The sequence below is a fragment of the Bradyrhizobium sp. OK095 genome (assembly GCF_900109945.1).
Classification (GTDB): Bacteria; Pseudomonadota; Alphaproteobacteria; order Rhizobiales; family Xanthobacteraceae; genus Bradyrhizobium.
Genome location: NZ_FOBX01000012.1, coordinates 51,824 through 68,135, shown reverse-complemented (window position 1 = coordinate 68,135; position 16,312 = coordinate 51,824). Strand labels below are relative to the sequence as shown.

Sequence of the window (16,312 nt, the reverse complement as noted above, 5' to 3'; positions counted from 1 at the left end):
GGAAAAGCGATGTCGTCCACCCGCGTGATCAAGGCCAACGGGATCGATCTGTTCATCCGCGAGGCCGGCCAGGGTCCGCTGGTGGTGCTGTGCCATGGCTGGCCGGAACTGTCCTATTCCTGGCGCCACCAGATCGTGGCACTCGCCGACGCAGGCTTCCACGTCGTCGCCCCCGATATGCGCGGCTACGGCCAGAGCGCGGCGCCGGCTGAGGTGAACGCCTATTCGATCTTCGACACGGTCGGTGACATCGTCGGCCTCGTGCAGGCACTCGGCGAGACCAAGGCGATGGTGGTCGGCCACGATTGGGGCGCGCCGGTCGCATGGCATGCGGCGCTGTTCCGGCCCGACATCTTCACGGCGGTCGCGGGCCTCAGCGTACCGCCGCCGTTCCGCGGCCGTGGCAAACCGCTCGACCTGCTGCGCCAGGGCGGCGTGACCAATTTCTACTGGCAGTATTTCCAGACCCCTGGCGTCGCCGAAGCCGAGCTCGAGCATGACGTCGCCCGCACCATGCGCATCGTGCTCGGCGGCCGCGGGCTCGCCGATCCCAGCGCCGCCATGTTCGTGCAGGACGGCAAGGGCTTTCTCGGCCACGGCACCCCCGAGGAGCCGCTGCCCGCCTGGCTCAGCGAAGCCGATCTCGCCACCTTCACTGAGGCCTTCCGCAAGTCCGGCTTTCGCGGCGGGCTGAACTGGTATCGCAACCTCGACCGCAATTGGGAGCTGACGGCGCCCTGGCAGGATGCGCAGATCCACCAGCCCTCCCTGTTCATTGCCGGTTCGAAGGACGCCGTCATCACCGGCCTGATCGGCGCCAAGCGCGTCAACGAGTTGGAGCGCGTCCTGCCCAATCTCAAGCGCAAGCTGATCATCGAGGGCGCCGGCCATTGGGTGCAGCAGGAGCGGCCCGACGAGGTCAATGCGGCGCTGCTGAGGTTCTTGCGCGAGGCATCGTCGCGCTAGACGGCGAGATCCTTCCTCATCGCGATGTGCGCGGCGCCCGCCTCGCCGATCTCGACAAATCCGCGCCGCAGGTAAAACCGGCGCGCCGCCGGGTTGGTCAACAGCACCGAGAGCGTTAGCGCCCCGATACCCCGCTTCAGTGCGCTCGCTTCGAGAGCGTCGAATATCTCCGTGCCATGGCCGTGATCGCAATCAGCGGGCAGCAGCGCGATGTCGATGATGTGCCAATGCTCGTTTGCGCGATGAAGCAGGAGACGGCCGATGGCCGTCGCTCGCTGCATGACGATCAACGAGACCGCGTCCGGAAATTGCGCGGCGTAGCCGGCGGCCTGGCTGCGGAATTGTTGCGCGATGACCTGATCGAGGATCGGCCCGGGCAGGCCCGCTGGCCCAAGCTGCTCCGATCTCACCTCGCGAAAGAGACGCCGGATGAACGGCTCATCGGTCGGGCTTGCCGGCCGCAACGTCAGACCGGGATTGCTCGGGACGATGTCAAACGGCATGCCGTCAATCATCCCGTCGCGCGGCCCCCGATCGATCAGGAATTACCGAAAGACGGGAAGATTCCGTTATAGGCGATACACCAGACCAAGGCCTGGGTCGGCTGCATGTTGTCGTGAGGCAGCCCTTGTCCGGTCGTGGTCACGGTGCTGTTGGTCAGGGTGAGAGTGCCGGGCGGCTGCAGGAAGCCATTGAAGCCCGGATTGAGTGCGACCATGTTCATGCCCGTTCCAGGACCGGGCGCGGCGTTTGACGCGGTGCTGCTCCCGAGCTGTAGCCCGTGCGTATGCATTGCCATGTTATCGCTGCTCAGGCTCACCTGGGGACTGCCGACGCTCTCACCGAGGACGTAAGGCTGCAATCCCGGACCTTGGCCCTGGCCGATCGTGATCGTGCCATTCAGGTTCGGCAAAGCGAAATTAGTCGTGCCGTTACCGCCGTAAGCGGTGCCGAGCAGCGAGTAGAGCGGAGAGAACGCTTGAACGGCGAGCAGCTGTCCAAAACAGGGCAACCAGCCCCTGTTGAAGCCCCCGGTCGCGAAGGGAAACGGAAAGGCCTGGATTTCGCCCAGATAGGGATCGGACATTTCGTCTCTCCTGAAATCGAAAAAGCAATCGTGACCGGGCGCCCTTCAGCCTGACGCGGGGAAGATGCCTACGGTGGAGATGCAATAATTGGCGACGACAGTCGGCATCATATTGTTGTGCCCGATGCTCTTGCCTGCCGTGGTGACGCAAGCGGCCATCGTCGCATATGGAGCAGCGTTCATGACAGGCGCGTAGAGATTGCCGCTCGAACTAGTCGCCAGGTGCACGGTCAGTGCGGGCGTCGCCGTGGTCGCGGTGGCCGTCGAAGACAGCAGAGCATGACTATGCGTCGGCATCTCCGTCTCGACCAGCGTATGCAGTTCCTCTCCCGCAAGCTGGCCGATCGCGTAGGCGGGGAGGCCCGGCCCGGCGCCCTGGCCGATCGGAACGCGACCGCGCAGATCTGGAAGATTGAAGGTCTGAACCCCGTCGCCGCCGTAGGTCGTACCGATCACCGCATAGAGTACGTCGTATTGCGAGATCGGCACCGCCTGTCCAATGCAGGCCAGCCAGCCATCCGGGACGCGCGGAAAACCGAACAGTCGTATCTCGCCGATAAACGGATCCATCTCGAATATCCCCTGCATGTGCGCGCCAGCAGATCTACGCTGATGGACACGGGCGCCAATGTTCGAAGCCTTGAAACACGCAATCCGGTTTACGGAAATCTGCTCCGGGGACCGGCTAGTCTCGCGACGGGTAGGTTCCCTGCATCGCGATCAAATAGTTGATGACGAGATAGGGCTGCATGTTGTTGTGCGCCTGACCCCCGCCCTCGTTCACTATGTTCGTGCTGACAGCCAATGGCGTTTCTGCAGTGCCGGCGGTCAGGAAGATATATTTGCCAGCCGGTGCGGTGCTCGTGGCGAAGATGTTGTTGTTGGGAGCGGCTCCTCGCCCCTGGCCGTTCGCAGCTGTCGCCTGGATCAGGTGATTGTGCGGTGGGAGCTGGATCCCCGTCATGTTGACCGACACCGATCCGCTGGTCATGCCGGCGGGATATTGCCCGCTGCCACCGCTTGAGCCGAGAATGGCGCGGCCGCGCAGATCGGGGAGCGCGAATGTACTGCTTCCATTGCCGCCATAATAGGTGCCGAGCAATGAGAACAGCGCCTGATTGGCCTGGATCGAGAGCAGCGCGCCGTTACACAGCGCCCACCCTCTGGGTATCATGGCGCCGGCGAAGGGCATGATCTGCCCCATGACAGGCTGGTACGGCATGGCCCCTCCCCCAAATCGTGCGATTTATCTATTTTTGACGGGCCGCCGATCGAGATGCGGCCCTTCACCAAAATAAAACTCGAGGATTTATCAGAACAGTATTCCCGCAAAGATTGTCAGTCCGATGACGCGGCCTGTCAAGGCTAAGATCCCCGACACAATCGCTGAGCGAACGCATACTTGAGGCGAATTTGCCTTCTTATGCAGTACTCCTGATCTTTTTCAATCGGCCTGGGCTTGGGAAAATGTTGCATCAATACCACTCTTGCGCGAAATTCGTCGCCTGCGTCCAAATCCGCATACTTGGACAAGGACGCACCCGCCTAAAAATTGTAGAAGCGGATCATACAATTATAACTTTAGCGTCGTGGGCCTCTGCGGGAGCCGAAAACGACCGGTGGGGATGGTGTGAAGGCGTTATTTTCAACCGTTTGCGCTTTACTGCCTGGCCGAGCCCGTGCCGGCTCAGGAGCGAGGCGCCGCTGCTTCGCGATGATCGCGACATTAGCCTTGCCCGCGATCGGCCTGCCCCTCGCGACGACGAATGCGGTGGCGGCCAATTGCTCCAGCGTGTCGGCATTGACCGTCGGCACGAACATCACGCTGAACAACCAGATTTCATTCAGCGTCTCCGGAGTGACCGGTCCGGGCGCAACCCTTGTGCCCGACACGGTGAACCACATCGCGATCAACGAGTACAGCCAGGTCGCCAATAGCGGCCTCTACAACTCTGCGTGCGGCAGCTCGACATTGAATTTTCCGATCACCGGAACCAACGGCTCCACGGTAGACACCGCACAGGTCACCGGAAGCAATGGAGGAAAGTACACCATAGGGACCAATACCTCGACGACAGACAATGGTTCGACCGTCTATTTCGTCAACTACACCCTGACGATGACACAAGCGCCTTCAGCAGCTTCGGATACAATCGTCCTGAATTATGCATCGACGGACGATGCTCTCAACGCCATCTACAATAATACCGACGGTGGTCTGACGATAACGCTATCCAACATCACGCTACCGATCACGGCCCCTTCCATCACTGCAGCTTTTTCACCGACCTCGATTTCGACCGCGTCCGGATCGACCTCAACTCTGACGGTGACGATCACAAATCCGAACAGCTTCCAGGTGACCGGCCTTGCCGTCGCTGCAAGTGCGCTTCCAGCAAATTTGAACGGCGCCAGTCCCGGAACGACCTGCGCCAGCGGCACGGCGACGTTCTCCAGCGGCAGCCTCAGCCTGGCCGGCGCAACGCTGAATGCGAGCGCAAGCTGCACGGTGACACTGACTGTGTCCTCGTCTGTAGCCAACACCTATTCATACACGACAGGCGCCGTTTCAGTCTCCGGTCCAAGCTCTGCCACAGGCGGAACCGCAACGACGCCAACAGCGCTGACCGTGACGGGCCCGACCGCGACGCAGGCCATCGCGTCGCAAATCCTCACGCAAAACCAGCCGTCCGTCAATTTCACGCCCGTGACCGGTTCGGGCGGCACGGCACCGCTGACCTATGGAATCTCCCCAACACTGCCGAGCGGCCTCAGCTTCAATACGTCGACCGGCGCGATCACGGGGATCCCGACGGTCGCGAGCGCGGTCGCGACCTATACTGTGACCATCACTGACGCGGCCAGCGCGACCGCGACCAACACGTTCAGCCTCACCGTCAATTCGGCGGTGACCGCGGCTCAATCGGTGGCATCGAAGACGCTTACGCAGAACCAGGCCTCTACCAACTTCACCCCCGTGACCGGTGGCGGCGGCACGGGCGCGTTGACCTACGGAATCTCGCCGTCGCTGCCGACGGGACTGAGTTTCAATACCTCGACCGGCGCCATCACGGGCATCCCGACCGCGACAAGCGGGACGCAGACATACACTGTCACCATCACCGATACGAAGAGCGCATCCGCGTCCAACACCTTCTCGCTGACCGTGAGCAGCGCAGTCACGGCGACGCAGTCGGTGGCCGCGGTCACGCTCACGCAGAACAACGCGATGACGCCGGTCACACCGGTCACGGGTGGCGGCGGCACCTCCCCACTCAGTTACAGCCCCTCGCCAGCGCTGCCGACCGGGCTAACTCTCAACGCGAGCACCGGACAGATCACGGGCACGCCGACCGTCACGCATGCAGCATCGAGTTTCACCATCACGGTCACCGACGCGAACAGCGCGACCGCGAGCAATACGTTCACCCTCACCGTCAACAGTGCGGTGACTGCCACACAGGCAATCGCGTCGGTCGCGCTCACCGCCAATCACGCCGCAAGTCCCTTCACGCCGGTCACGGGCGCCGGCGGCACCGGCAGCCTCAGCTACGGCGTGTCGCCGACACTCCCCGCCGGATTGAGCTTCAACACCGCCAACGGCCAGGTCACGGGCACGCCGACCGGGGCGAGCGCCACGACAACTTACACCGTGACGGTGACGGACAATCTGGGCGCGAGCGCCAGCAACACGTTCAGCCTCACCGTCAATGGCCCGGTGACGGCAACCCAGGCAGTTGCAACGGTCACGCTGACGCAGAACCATGCTGTTACGCCAGTGACCCCTGTGACAGGGGCTGGCGGAACCTCACCTCTTGCCTACAGCGTGTCGCCGTCGCTGCCGACCGGGCTCGCTTTCAGCTCGAGCACGGGACAGATCACGGGCACACCGACAGTGACCAGCGGGGCGGCGACCTACACCGTCACCGTCACGGACGCCAATTCGACCACGGCCAGCAACACGTTCGCCCTTGCGGTCAACAGCGCGGTGACCGCGACCCAGGCAGTTGCAGCGGTCACGCTGACAGCCGGACACGCAGCCAACGCGTTCACGCCGGTGACCGGCGGCGGCGGCACGTCTCCGCTGTCCTACGCCGTCTCACCGAGCCTTCCCGCGGGTCTCAGTCTCAACACCTCGACCGGCGCGGTCACCGGCACGCCAACCGCAGCCAGCGCCGCTGCCACCTATACGGTCACCGTCAGCGACGCCAACAGCGCGACCGCGAGCAACACGTTCAGCCTGACCGTAAATGGCGCGGTCACGGCGACCCAGGCCATCCCGTCCAAGTCCCTGACGGTCAACATCGCGGCCGCTTCGTTCACGCCGGTCACGGGTTCAGGCGGAACGACACCTCTGAGCTACGGCGTCTCGCCGACATTGCCGGCCGGATTAGCTATGAACTCTTCGACCGGCACGATCTCGGGGACACCCACGGCAACGAGCGCAGTCACCACCTATACGGTCACCGTAACCGATGCGAACAGCGCCACCGCAACGAACACCTTCAGCCTCGCCGTCAACGGCGCCGTCACGGCGACGCAATCGATCGCCTCGAAGACCTTGACCCAGAATTCCGCCGCAACGCCGTTCACCCCGGTAACGGGCAGCGGAGGCACCTCACCTCTTACCTATGCCATCGCACCGGGCCTGCCTGCGGGCCTGACCTTGAACACCTCAACTGGCGCGATCTCCGGGACGCCGACGACGACGCTTGGCGCCACGACATTCACGGTGACCGTGACGGACGCCAACGCTGCCACCGCAGGCAGTACATTCAGCCTGACCGTCAATGGTGCGGTGACAGCGACGCAGGCTGTTCCCTCCACCGTCATCACCGCCAACCATGCCGCGCCAACCTTTACGCCCGTCACCGGTGGCGGCGGCACCGCGCCCCTCAGCTTCAGCGTGTCGCCCGCCCTGCCTGCGGGCCTCACCTACAGCACGTCGAATGGCAGCATCTCCGGCACGCCGACCGCAACGATCGGCGCCACGACTTTCACGGTCACGGTCACAGACGCCAATAATGCGACCGCGACGAACACCTTCAGCCTGACAGTGAATGGCGCGGTCGTCGCGACGACGGCCATTCCGTCGACAGCGCTGCCGATCAATCAGGTCGTAACGCCGTTCACGCCGGTCACCGGTTCGGGCGGCACCGGCGCGCTGACCTATGCGATCTCGCCGGCGCTTCCCGCGGGCCTTGCTTATAACACCGCCACGGGATCGATCAGCGGGACGCCGACTACACCATTGCCGACCACAACGTTCACGGTCACGATCACGGATACAAACAGCGCATCGGCCAGCTCGACATTCAATCTCTCCGTTGGCCAGGTCGCGACCACGATCGGCCTGACCTCGTCGGCCAATCCGAGCCAGTTCGGCCAGCCCGTGACCTTCAGCGCGACCGTGACCGGCGCTGGAGGGACGCCGGCGGGCAACGTGACCTTCAACGACGGTGGCAGCGCGATCGGCACCGGCACCTTGAGTGGTGGCGTTGCCACCTTCACCACCTCGACGCTTGCCATCGGCAGCCACACCATCACGGCCAGCTATTCGGGCAGCGCTCTGTTCGCACCGAGCACGTCGGCTGCGCTGGCCCAGAGCGTGAATGTACCCGCCGACAGTCTCAAACTGCGCGCCCTGCAAGCCAACGTCACCAAAGTGGTGGCGCAGAATTCCGGCCAGGCTATCTCCGGGGCCATCGACGATGCCATTTCCGACGGCTTCAACACGGATGGCGGCACGCTGATCACGCCTGGCAATGCGCGTATGCGGATCAATTTCTCGGCTGATCCGCGGAATGATGACGATGCTGCTGCCGACGCCGGCAACGCCGGACGGAATTCCTACGATGCGAACCGCAACGCGAACGGCATGGGGCGCGCCCGCCGCAACGGCTCCCGCGTCGATGACGCGTTTGCCGCCATCGATCAGCAAATGCCGAAGAAAGCCGTGCCGAAATGGCAGCAGGAAAAAGAATGGCTGCTGTGGGCCGACGTGCGCGGAAGCGGTATCGATCGCTGGAACTCATCGAGCTCGTTCGGCGTCGGCCAGGTCAACCAGGCCTCACTCCGCGGCCAGCAGGTCAATGCGCTGATGGGGCTCACCTATCGCGCGAGGCCCAACCTCCTGGTCGGCGTGCTCGGCGGCTACGAGAACTTCAGCTACACCGACGACACCGTGAACGGAAAGCTCAAGGGCGACGGCTGGACGGTCGGTGCCTATCTCGGCTGGAAGATTATCTCGACGCTGCGCTACGACGCGGCCCTGACCTATTCCGGCATCGGCTATGACGGCACCGCCGGCACGGCGCAGGGCAATTTCAACGGCAATCGCTGGATGTTCGCGACCGGCTTCACCGGCACGTACAAATGGGCCGGCCTTTATCTCGAGCCGTCGGCGAAGGTCTATGCGCTGTGGGAGCGAGAAAACGCCTATGTCGACTCTCTCGGCACGCAGCAGGCTACCCGCACTTTCTCGACGGGCCGAGCCTCTGCCGGCAACAAGGTGGCCTACCCCGTCGCCTGGATCGATAGCGTGCTACTGGCGCCTTATCTCGGCGTCTACGCCGACTACTACTTCACCCAGGACGATGCGGCTGCGATCGTCGCCGCGGGCGGCATCCCGCTGGCCTCGACGCCTCTGCTCCAGGGCTGGTCGGCGCGGGTCACCGGCGGCATCGGCGCAAAGCTCGCCAGCGGTGTCACGGTCGGCTTCGGGGCCGAGCTCGGCGGGATCGGCGGCAACACGCAGATCTGGACCTTCACGGGACGCGCCCGCGTACCGTTCTAACGCTCGCGCCAGCGAGGCGTTGCGCAGCTGGGTAGGCATTCCGGAGCTAGTAGAGACCGCGGCCGCTCAGGATGCCGCGAGCCTCGGCAGCGCCGCTGTCGGAGACATAGGCCGACGACGACGCGCTCTCGGTCGCGTAGCGGCCCTGGTCGTCATAGGACACCTGCCGGGCGTTCTGGAGCGCCCGGCCCCGGCTGCGGCTCGAGGCCGACATCTCCGAGGTCGCATTGAGCGAAGCCATGTCGGCCGACGTATTGCCGAGATTATAGGGCCGTCCTTCCGGCGTCGGAACCTCGCCGCGAATGGCGCCACGATTCGACGACGGCAGCTCAGGCACGAAGGGTCGTGCCGAGGCGACCCGGACCATCGAGGGCGACGGCGCCGGAATCCCGGTCCGCAAAGTGGCCATCAGCTGGCGGTCGTCGGAGCCTTCGAGCGGTGCCCGGCCGACATATTCGACGCGGACCTTGGCGACGCCATTTCCTTTGAATTCAAGGAGTTCGGCGGCTTTGTTCGAGACGTCGATGAGCCGGTTGCCGTGATAGGGCCCGCGGTCATTGACGCGGACGACCAGCGACTTGCCGTTCGACATGTTGGTGACCCGCGCATAGGACGGCATCGGCAGGGTCGGATGCGCCGCCGTCAGCGAGCCCATGTCGAACACTTCGCCATTGGCGGTCAGACGGCCGTGGAAATCGTCCCCGTACCAGGACGCCATGCCCTCGGCGCGGTAATTGACGTCCTCCTCAGGCACGTAGGTCTTGCCGCCCACCACATAGGGCTTGCCGATGCGGTAGGTGCCGCCGCCCTTCGGGACCGGATCACCAAGGGCCACGACCCGGGGGCTCGAGGACACGCCGTATTTCGGATCGACCCGGCTGGCGAACTTGTTGGAGGATGCGCAATTCGCGAGCGCGAGGCAGGTTGCGACCGCCGCAACACCACGCGCGGCGCGCAAAACCGAATCTGACCGTCGGATCCCCATTCGCCCCAAATACCATTTCGTCGGAAGCGTACCCAACCCGCATTGGCTACGGGGAAGCGCTGTCCGATCCTCAATCCCAAGCGGCCCACCACCGCGTTGGAAGCAGTAACGATAACGCAACCCGAACACGGCGGAAATGGGGAGCCTGTGGCGATCCCGTGGAGATGGTAAACGTCGCGTTCGCTTCCCCCGTTGATCTACGGAGCGAAAGCCCCTGCTCTGTGTCACTCCTGGACATTCTGTTGCGCCAAATCCTCACTCCACCCCCTTTGTCACCCCGCTCACTGGAATTCTTTTGACTGTGCAAGGCCGCACGCGCTTTCTCGGATGCAAGGGCGGGATTTGGAATTTAACGATGATCGAGACGGTTTCGGCACTGATGGGTCTGGTAAGCGCGGGGATCTTCCTGGCCCATGCGTTTGAAGGTTACCGTACGAGGGCCTAGGGCACTCGCGCGGACGGCAAGCATCACCTCTTTCAAGACGGCACATTCGGACAATCTTAATCGATCCGAGCGAGCATCGAAGACGAGAGCGGCAGGTGTCCCATGCGCAACCATGACCTCGTATCCGACAGCTTCCTGGCATTGACCGCCGGTGGCTTGGTGCTTCTCTGCTCGAGCCTCGTGGCACTGGCCTTCGGCTGAGCGCTACCACCGCTTTCCCTTTTTCTAACCACAACTACACCGCGATGCAGCATGCGATCCGTTTTGGATTGCCCTGTTCCCGTTTAGTTGATTGAATTTCTGCATTCGAAGCCTCGACTTAATTTCAAGAGGCCATCACCAACGAGGGTGACGCAAATGCTTGCTGAGAAATTCTTTCTCGTTCTGGAATCGCTGATCCGCGGCGACCGCACCTATCCCGACGGAAGCCCGCGCGTCATCAGCACCTCCGCGCACGTGCCGGTGAAGCTGCCAGGCCAGAAATAGCTCGCGCATCCCGTACGTCGGATTGCAGCCCGCTCAGCGAAGGCCCAGCAGTGAGCGGCGATAGAGGCTGTCGCGGGCCTCGCTCAGGCAGACGAAGCTGCCGTCAAAGCCCTGGCCATATCGCCTCTGCCCCCTGCCGTAGTAGACGCCCTTCCTGAAATCGAGCCAGACCACCTGGTCGTGCGGGCAATGACGCTGGGCCTGCCCCTCGTAGCGAAACGGCGTCAGTGGCGTCGCCGACGCCTCGCCGGCGCCAAGCATCATCGCCACGGCGAGCACGATCCCCACCTGCACGTTGCCAAAGCCGCTTCGCACGTCCCGTCTCCCGATCCAGGCCGCCCGCGCGACGGCCGCGTCCCACGCTAGCACAAACCGGCCCGATCCCTGGAGGGCCACAATTGCACCGCGCGTCTTCCGCCAGCCATCTAGTCGGGCTACATCAAAGCCAGATCATCTCGCAGCAAGGATTCTGCCTGAATGTCGGTTGAGCCTGAAGCCAGCACCGAAGCCAACCTGCCAGTGCCGCGCCTGGCGCTGCTGCCGATGATCATCTTCGGATCGCGCTGGCTGCAATTACCGCTCTATCTCGGATTGATCGTGGCGCAGTGCGTTTACATCGTGCTGTTCCTCAAGGAGCTCTGGCACCTCTCCTGGCACGCCATCGACCTCACCGAACAACAGATCATGATGAGCGTGCTCGCGCTGATCGACGTCGTGATGATCTCCAACCTGCTCGTGATGGTGATCGTCGGCGGCTACGAGACCTTCGTCTCGCGGCTCGACCTTCAGGGTCATCCGGACGAGCCGGAATGGCTCGGCCACGTCAACGCGAGCGTGCTGAAGATCAAGCTCGCCATGGCCATCATCGGCATCTCCTCGATCGCGCTGCTGCGCACCTTCATCGAGGCCGGCAATCTCGGCTCGAACCGCACCGACTTCACCGAGACTGGCGTGATGTGGCAGGTGTTGATCCACATCACCTTCATCGCCTCGGCGATCGGCATTGCCTACGTCGACAAGCTCAGCGATTCCGGCATGCGTAAACATGCGGAGTGAAGACCGCCCGTTTTCCGTCGAAGACGAGGTGTCCTTCAGGGCGGCGCGTCCGGACGACGCGGAGACGGTGTTCAACATCACCAGAGCCTCGATCGCAGGTCTCGCGCAAGGACGCTATTCGCCGGCGCAGATCGAGAACTGGATGGGCGAGCGGACACCCCGGTTCTATGAAGATCTCATCGCCAAGGGGCGAATGACCGTCTGCCTTCGCAACGGAATCGTCGTCGGCTTCGTCGATGCCGAGCCCGGCGCGGTCACCCGATTGTTCGTGCTGCCCGAGGCGGCCGGCTCCGGGCTTGGCCAGCGACTGCTCGACATCGGCGTCGCCCAGGCGCGCCGCGATCATCGCGGGCCAATCCGTCTTGAAGCCACGATCAACGCCGAAGCCTTTTACCAACGATACGGCTTCAGAAGCACAGGCAGAGGGCAGTTCTCTCACGGTCTCGGCGGCGAGCCCATCGAGATCGTCCACATGGAGCTGTGAGCGCCAATTGCGCCGCTCACTCTTTTGCTTCGATCTGCTGAACGGCCTGACGCAGGCATTCCTGGAACCTCCGGGCGACCTGCTCGCGCGACACACCCCTGGCAGCGAGATCGCCCGAGACCTTGCCTACGACATCTTCGATCGTCCGGCTCTCCAGATTGTCCGTCACCAGCATCGTTGCGTAGCTCGCCGCGGCATCGCCGCTGAGGCCGAGCTGGTCGGCGGCCCAGAGCCCGAGCAGCTTGTTGGTCCGGGCCGTGGCCTTGAACATGAGCTCCTCGTCGTGGGCGAATTTGGCCTCAAAGCCCTGCTCGCGCTTGTCGAACGTGGTCATGGTCAGCTCCATTGCGTTTTGCTGAGGGAATCGGACTTGCCGGGAGCGAACGTCTCCGTATTTCACGTCAGTTGAGGATCATTTGAAGCTTCGTCCCGGAAGGCAAATGCCGTCAAGCCTGCCGCTCGCCGCACGCCCGGTGAGGTCACCGCAACCGTCAGCTTCGGGCCAGCCAGACGCGCTAGATGAAGATGTTAACCATTCGTTAAGCAGACTCAGCGCCGCATGGCGGGGGATATCGAGAGCTGACGCATGAACAGAGAGCTGCGCGAGTTTCGACGGCTGGAGCGCGTCTGCCTGGAGCAGGCCGCCCTCTCCACCATGGACCTCGCTCGAAGCGGATTGCTCAAGGTCGCCCACGATTGCCGCATCGCAGCCGAAGCGATCGAGGCACAATCGCCCCGTGGCGCCTTGGCAGGCGCCGTTCAGGCGCTCAAGCTGGCCTTGAGCGCGACGCGGGTGTCCAACCGGCACTAGGATCGCATCGCGAGAGTTCTCGGCGCACAGACAAAGGTCGGTCAGCCCTTTGCCCCCGCGGCCTCGCGCGCGATGCGTTCGGCTCTCAGCCGCTCCTTGTTGGCGTAAAGCGCCTTTTGCGCCGCTTCATGGTCACGCATGGCCTTTTCGGCCTCGATCCGGCGTAACGCGTCGCGAGCCTGGCGCTGTTCTGGGGTCAGGGGTTTGCGTCGGTAGGAAATGTCTTCGGTCATGTCGCGATAACGCGGACGCAGCGAAAGAGTTCCACAAGATGAACCGGGCAAGGCCGCCCGGCCAGCGAAAGCGCCGAATTTTCAGCTAGTTAGCTGGAAGCTTTATCCCAGCAAGAGGACATTTCGGCGTCGACGGAATGGCACTGCGAACAGGCGGATCAGGATAGTACTGGGTGTTTTGCTGTACCTCGCGGGCCAGCTCCGTGCCGCCGAGCAGTGTGATCAACATCAGGGCTTCGTCGAGGCCTGCCGAAATTCCGCCTCCGGTCAGCCGATTGCGATCCAGCACGAAACGCGGATGCCCGTCGGCGACCTTCACCTTCGGAAAGTGCACGGGGAAGCATTCGAGGAAGGCCCAGTGTGTCGTCGCGAAATGGCCATCGAGAAGGCCCGAACCCGCGAGCAGCATCGCGCCCTCGCAGACCGAGCACATGTATTTCGCACCGGCGGCCTGCCTGGTCAGAAAATGGAAGTAGGTCTGGTGCGGGTCGTTGATGATCTCGGTGAGCGCGGCCGGGTCGCCTCCGGGAACCCAGACCGCATCATACTGGGCGCATTCCGCGAAGGACGTCTTGACCTCGAACGGAAATCCCCGGTTGCGAAACCGCTTCATCCCCGGCTTGGCGGCGACGATCTCGACGTCGAAATTCGCCCAGTCGAACATTTCGAAGGGGCCGGCGACGTCGAGCATGTCGACGCCGTCGTAGACGGGGATTCCGATCTTCATCGCGTGCACTCGTCCCGCTCTCGCCGCGCTCAATGCTTGTGACCTGCCGGCATCGATGCCGGTGTGGCCGTCGGCTGCTTGGTGTGGCGCATGCCCGCCATCCCCAGGCCGCCGCCGGGCGCGTTGAGATCGGGAACGATCGCGATATTGGCCATCATGCCCGCGTCCTCATGGTCGAGGATGTGACAATGCAGCACGTACTCGCCGATGTAGCGGTCGTATCGCGTCCGGACGCGGATCTGATAGTTGTTCTCGACAATGATCGTGTCGCGGAATGTGTGCCACATACCGCAATACTGGTTCGCCAATTGCTGCTTGTCGGCATACACGATATCAGGCTTGCAGGTGCCGTCGGGATTGTAGATCGAGATCTGCTGACCGTTGGCGTTGGTGGTGACGACGTCGATCACCTGGAACGGATTGACGTGAATATGGAAGATGTGCGGCTCGCCTTGCGCGCTGAGCAACCAGTCGTCCGTGGTATTGACCTCGCGGGTGAAGTTCACGACATCAGGATCGTAGGACTTGCTGTTGACTGTGAAGGCCGGAAAATTGATCGCGAAGGCGGCCTGCTGTTGCTGGCTGCCGGCTGCGGGCGGCGCAAGGTTTTCGAATGGCGCCCACGGCCGCAGATCGCCGTCACGCAGTCCGGTGCGGACGGGGTCCGGCAGCGTCGGATTGGCATCGTACAGCGCCTTGCCGACATAGGCCTCCAGGTCGCCGGTCACCGGCTGCCCGCCGCGCACATGGATGTAAGCCAGCAATTGCGGCGTCGATGGTCCCTGCCCGCCGCCATTGCCGTTGGACACGCGCTCGGCCGGCGGCGCCGCCTGGTTGAGCAGGCAGTAGTCGCCGTCCGAGGGGAAGACGACAAGGACGTCGCTGCGATAGCCGGGCTGCATGTAGTTCGATTCCAGCACGCCGCCGACTTGCGAGGCGTGGATAGTCCGCAGTTTGGTTCGCGTCAGACCGTCATTTGCGATCTCGAATTGCGGGATCAGCGTACCGGGCGACGCGTTGCAGGCGGCCAGAAGATCGGCCTTCTGCTGCAGGCGGTTGCCGCTCAGCGCCGAGGTCGCGATCAGGTTCGTCGTGGGCGTCGCGCGCACGAGCTGAATGTTGATCGTGTCGTGAATGCCGGAATGCACGAAGCGCCAGCGCTGAATCTCGCCGGCCGGCAAGGTGAGCGTCGGCTGCACGATGCCATTGACGCTGGTGAAGCGGCCGTTGGTGTCCCAGATCGTGGAGGAGTCCAGTTGCAGGCCGAAATTCTCGACCACGCCAGCGCTGACCGGATTGCCTGATGTGGCAAGCGGGCACGTCCACGGCGCGTTGGCAATGTTTGCAGGGCTGTTGGCGTTGTACAGCCCCTGCGTGGTGTAGATCTGCTGCCACGGGCCGCCCGGCTGGTTTGGCTGGTTCTGGAAGCAGGCATAGGCAATCTGCTGGAACAGGAACAGCTGCTCCTTCAGCGGCGTCCCGTTGTCGTCATGCAGCACCGTGTCGATATCGGCGATGGGCTTCGGGTTTTTCGGTGTTGGCGGCGTGTAGGGACGCTCGCCCTTGACGACCAGCACGCCCGATGCGCCGCTCGCCACCTGCACGGCGGTCGAGCCGTGGCGGTGCGCGTGATACCAGAACGTCCCCGCCGGATGGTCGTTTGGAATGTTGATCTCGTAGGGAAATTTCGTCTGCGGCGCGATGTTGAGCAGCACGTTGTCGCTGTTACCCGCTGGCGAAACGTGCAGGCCATGGGTGTGCAGATTGGTCGTATTGAAACAGCCGACCAGGTCCGGCAGACCGAGCCCGGACGGCGGATTGGGCAAGCAGCTCGGATCGTCCTTCGCAAGCTGATTGATCAGGTCGACGCGCAGCGTATCGCCCGGCGTGACGAAGATCGCGGGGCCCGACTTGCAGCCGCCATAGGAGCGCAGCTCGACCGGATCGAGGCCCCCCGGCTGCGGGTCGGTGGGATCAGGGTTGTTGATGAAGAAGTGCCCGTGCACGAAGTTCAACACCACGGAGACGTTCGAGCCGCTGCGCGAGATCGACCCTTGCGGCCGGCAACCGCCGACGACCGGCGCAACGGCGGCCTCCAATCGCACCACATCGCCCTGCCCGGGCAGTGTCGGCGGCGGCTCGAAAGCACGGGGAGCCGGTGCCGCAAATGCCGGAAAGCTTGGTCCGAGCGCGGCGACGACAAGACCAATTCGCGCAAAACTCTTCATCATGGTGT

18 protein-coding genes are annotated in these 16,312 nt (G+C 63.3%); 6 read left to right on the top strand and 12 right to left on the bottom strand.

What is annotated here, in order from left to right:
- Positions 1-9 precede the first annotated feature (9 nt).
- Positions 10-966, top strand: a complete 957-nt coding sequence (locus BMW89_RS28040; protein ID WP_092031676.1) for an alpha/beta fold hydrolase — start codon at positions 10-12, stop codon at positions 964-966.
- On the opposite strand, the gene BMW89_RS28035 is transcribed toward BMW89_RS28040, so the two are convergent.
- The 6 genes from BMW89_RS28035 to BMW89_RS38475 form a co-directional block, all read right to left on the bottom strand.
- Positions 963-1,469, bottom strand: a complete 507-nt coding sequence (locus BMW89_RS28035) for a GNAT family N-acetyltransferase (protein ID WP_244547706.1) — start codon at positions 1,467-1,469, stop codon at positions 963-965. The two genes, BMW89_RS28040 and BMW89_RS28035, sit on opposite strands and share 4 nt — an antisense overlap.
- Before the next feature lie 35 nt (positions 1,470-1,504).
- Complete coding sequence (locus BMW89_RS28030) at positions 1,505-2,053, bottom strand: phage tail protein (protein ID WP_092031172.1); 549 nt, start codon at positions 2,051-2,053, stop codon at positions 1,505-1,507.
- A gap of 45 nt (positions 2,054-2,098) precedes the next feature.
- A complete protein-coding gene (locus BMW89_RS28025) occupies positions 2,099-2,623 on the bottom strand; it encodes a phage tail protein (protein ID WP_092031169.1) in 525 nt (174 codons plus the stop codon).
- Positions 2,624-2,738: 115 nt separating this feature from the next.
- The gene (locus BMW89_RS28020; RefSeq protein WP_092031166.1) at positions 2,739-3,275 is read right to left on the bottom strand and encodes a phage tail protein; all 537 of its coding nucleotides are present in this window, start codon (positions 3,273-3,275) and stop codon (positions 2,739-2,741) included.
- A 359-nt stretch (positions 3,276-3,634) separates the two neighbouring features.
- Positions 3,635-3,988, bottom strand: a complete 354-nt coding sequence (locus tag BMW89_RS38095) for a hypothetical protein (protein WP_177196361.1) — start codon at positions 3,986-3,988, stop codon at positions 3,635-3,637.
- 261 nt (positions 3,989-4,249) lie between these two features.
- Positions 4,250-4,594: a hypothetical protein gene (locus tag BMW89_RS38475; protein ID WP_244547705.1), complete on the bottom strand. Its 345-nt coding sequence runs from the start codon at positions 4,592-4,594 to the stop codon at positions 4,250-4,252.
- 88 nt (positions 4,595-4,682) lie between these two features.
- Here BMW89_RS38475 and BMW89_RS28015 point away from each other — a divergent pair, with 88 nt between their 5' ends.
- Complete coding sequence (locus tag BMW89_RS28015) at positions 4,683-8,849, top strand: putative Ig domain-containing protein (RefSeq protein WP_244547704.1); 4,167 nt, start codon at positions 4,683-4,685, stop codon at positions 8,847-8,849.
- A gap of 46 nt (positions 8,850-8,895) precedes the next feature.
- On the opposite strand, the gene BMW89_RS28010 is transcribed toward BMW89_RS28015, so the two are convergent.
- On the bottom strand, positions 8,896-9,834 hold the full coding sequence (locus tag BMW89_RS28010; protein WP_092031163.1) for a septal ring lytic transglycosylase RlpA family protein: 939 nt from the start codon (positions 9,832-9,834) through the stop codon (positions 8,896-8,898).
- Positions 9,835-10,636: 802 nt separating this feature from the next.
- Between BMW89_RS28010 and BMW89_RS38590 the strand changes: the two genes are divergently transcribed.
- Entirely contained in the window at positions 10,637-10,765 is a 129-nt protein-coding gene (locus BMW89_RS38590; protein WP_008132129.1) for a hypothetical protein, read from the top strand.
- Between the two features lie 33 nt (positions 10,766-10,798).
- Here the strand turns inward: BMW89_RS38590 and BMW89_RS28000 are convergent, their stop codons facing one another.
- Entirely contained in the window at positions 10,799-11,029 is a 231-nt protein-coding gene (locus tag BMW89_RS28000) for a hypothetical protein (RefSeq protein WP_092031664.1), read from the bottom strand.
- Between the two features lie 213 nt (positions 11,030-11,242).
- Between BMW89_RS28000 and BMW89_RS27995 the strand changes: the two genes are divergently transcribed.
- Complete coding sequence (locus BMW89_RS27995) at positions 11,243-11,821, top strand: TIGR00645 family protein (RefSeq protein ID WP_092031160.1); 579 nt, start codon at positions 11,243-11,245, stop codon at positions 11,819-11,821.
- Positions 11,811-12,305 (top strand): GNAT family N-acetyltransferase, encoded by a 495-nt coding sequence (locus BMW89_RS27990; protein ID WP_177196366.1) that lies wholly within the window; start codon positions 11,811-11,813, stop codon positions 12,303-12,305. The genes BMW89_RS27995 and BMW89_RS27990 overlap by 11 nt, the downstream gene beginning before the upstream one ends.
- Before the next feature lie 16 nt (positions 12,306-12,321).
- Here BMW89_RS27990 and BMW89_RS27985 read toward each other — a convergent pair whose 3' ends face one another.
- Positions 12,322-12,639: a DUF1476 domain-containing protein gene (locus BMW89_RS27985; protein WP_177196365.1), complete on the bottom strand. Its 318-nt coding sequence runs from the start codon at positions 12,637-12,639 to the stop codon at positions 12,322-12,324.
- A gap of 252 nt (positions 12,640-12,891) precedes the next feature.
- On the opposite strand from BMW89_RS27985, the gene BMW89_RS27980 reads away from it, so the two are divergent.
- On the top strand, positions 12,892-13,116 hold the full coding sequence (locus tag BMW89_RS27980) for a hypothetical protein (RefSeq protein WP_092031154.1): 225 nt from the start codon (positions 12,892-12,894) through the stop codon (positions 13,114-13,116).
- 41 nt (positions 13,117-13,157) lie between these two features.
- On the opposite strand, the gene BMW89_RS27975 is transcribed toward BMW89_RS27980, so the two are convergent.
- From BMW89_RS27975 to BMW89_RS27965, 3 genes are all read right to left on the bottom strand, one after another.
- A complete protein-coding gene (locus BMW89_RS27975) occupies positions 13,158-13,349 on the bottom strand; it encodes a hypothetical protein (RefSeq protein WP_092031152.1) in 192 nt (63 codons plus the stop codon).
- A gap of 85 nt (positions 13,350-13,434) precedes the next feature.
- Positions 13,435-14,076, bottom strand: coding sequence for a DJ-1/PfpI family protein (locus BMW89_RS27970; protein WP_092031150.1), 642 nt, complete (start codon positions 14,074-14,076; stop codon positions 13,435-13,437).
- A gap of 29 nt (positions 14,077-14,105) precedes the next feature.
- Complete coding sequence (locus tag BMW89_RS27965) at positions 14,106-16,307, bottom strand: multicopper oxidase family protein (RefSeq protein ID WP_092031147.1); 2,202 nt, start codon at positions 16,305-16,307, stop codon at positions 14,106-14,108.
- Positions 16,308-16,312: the final 5 nt, after the last annotated feature.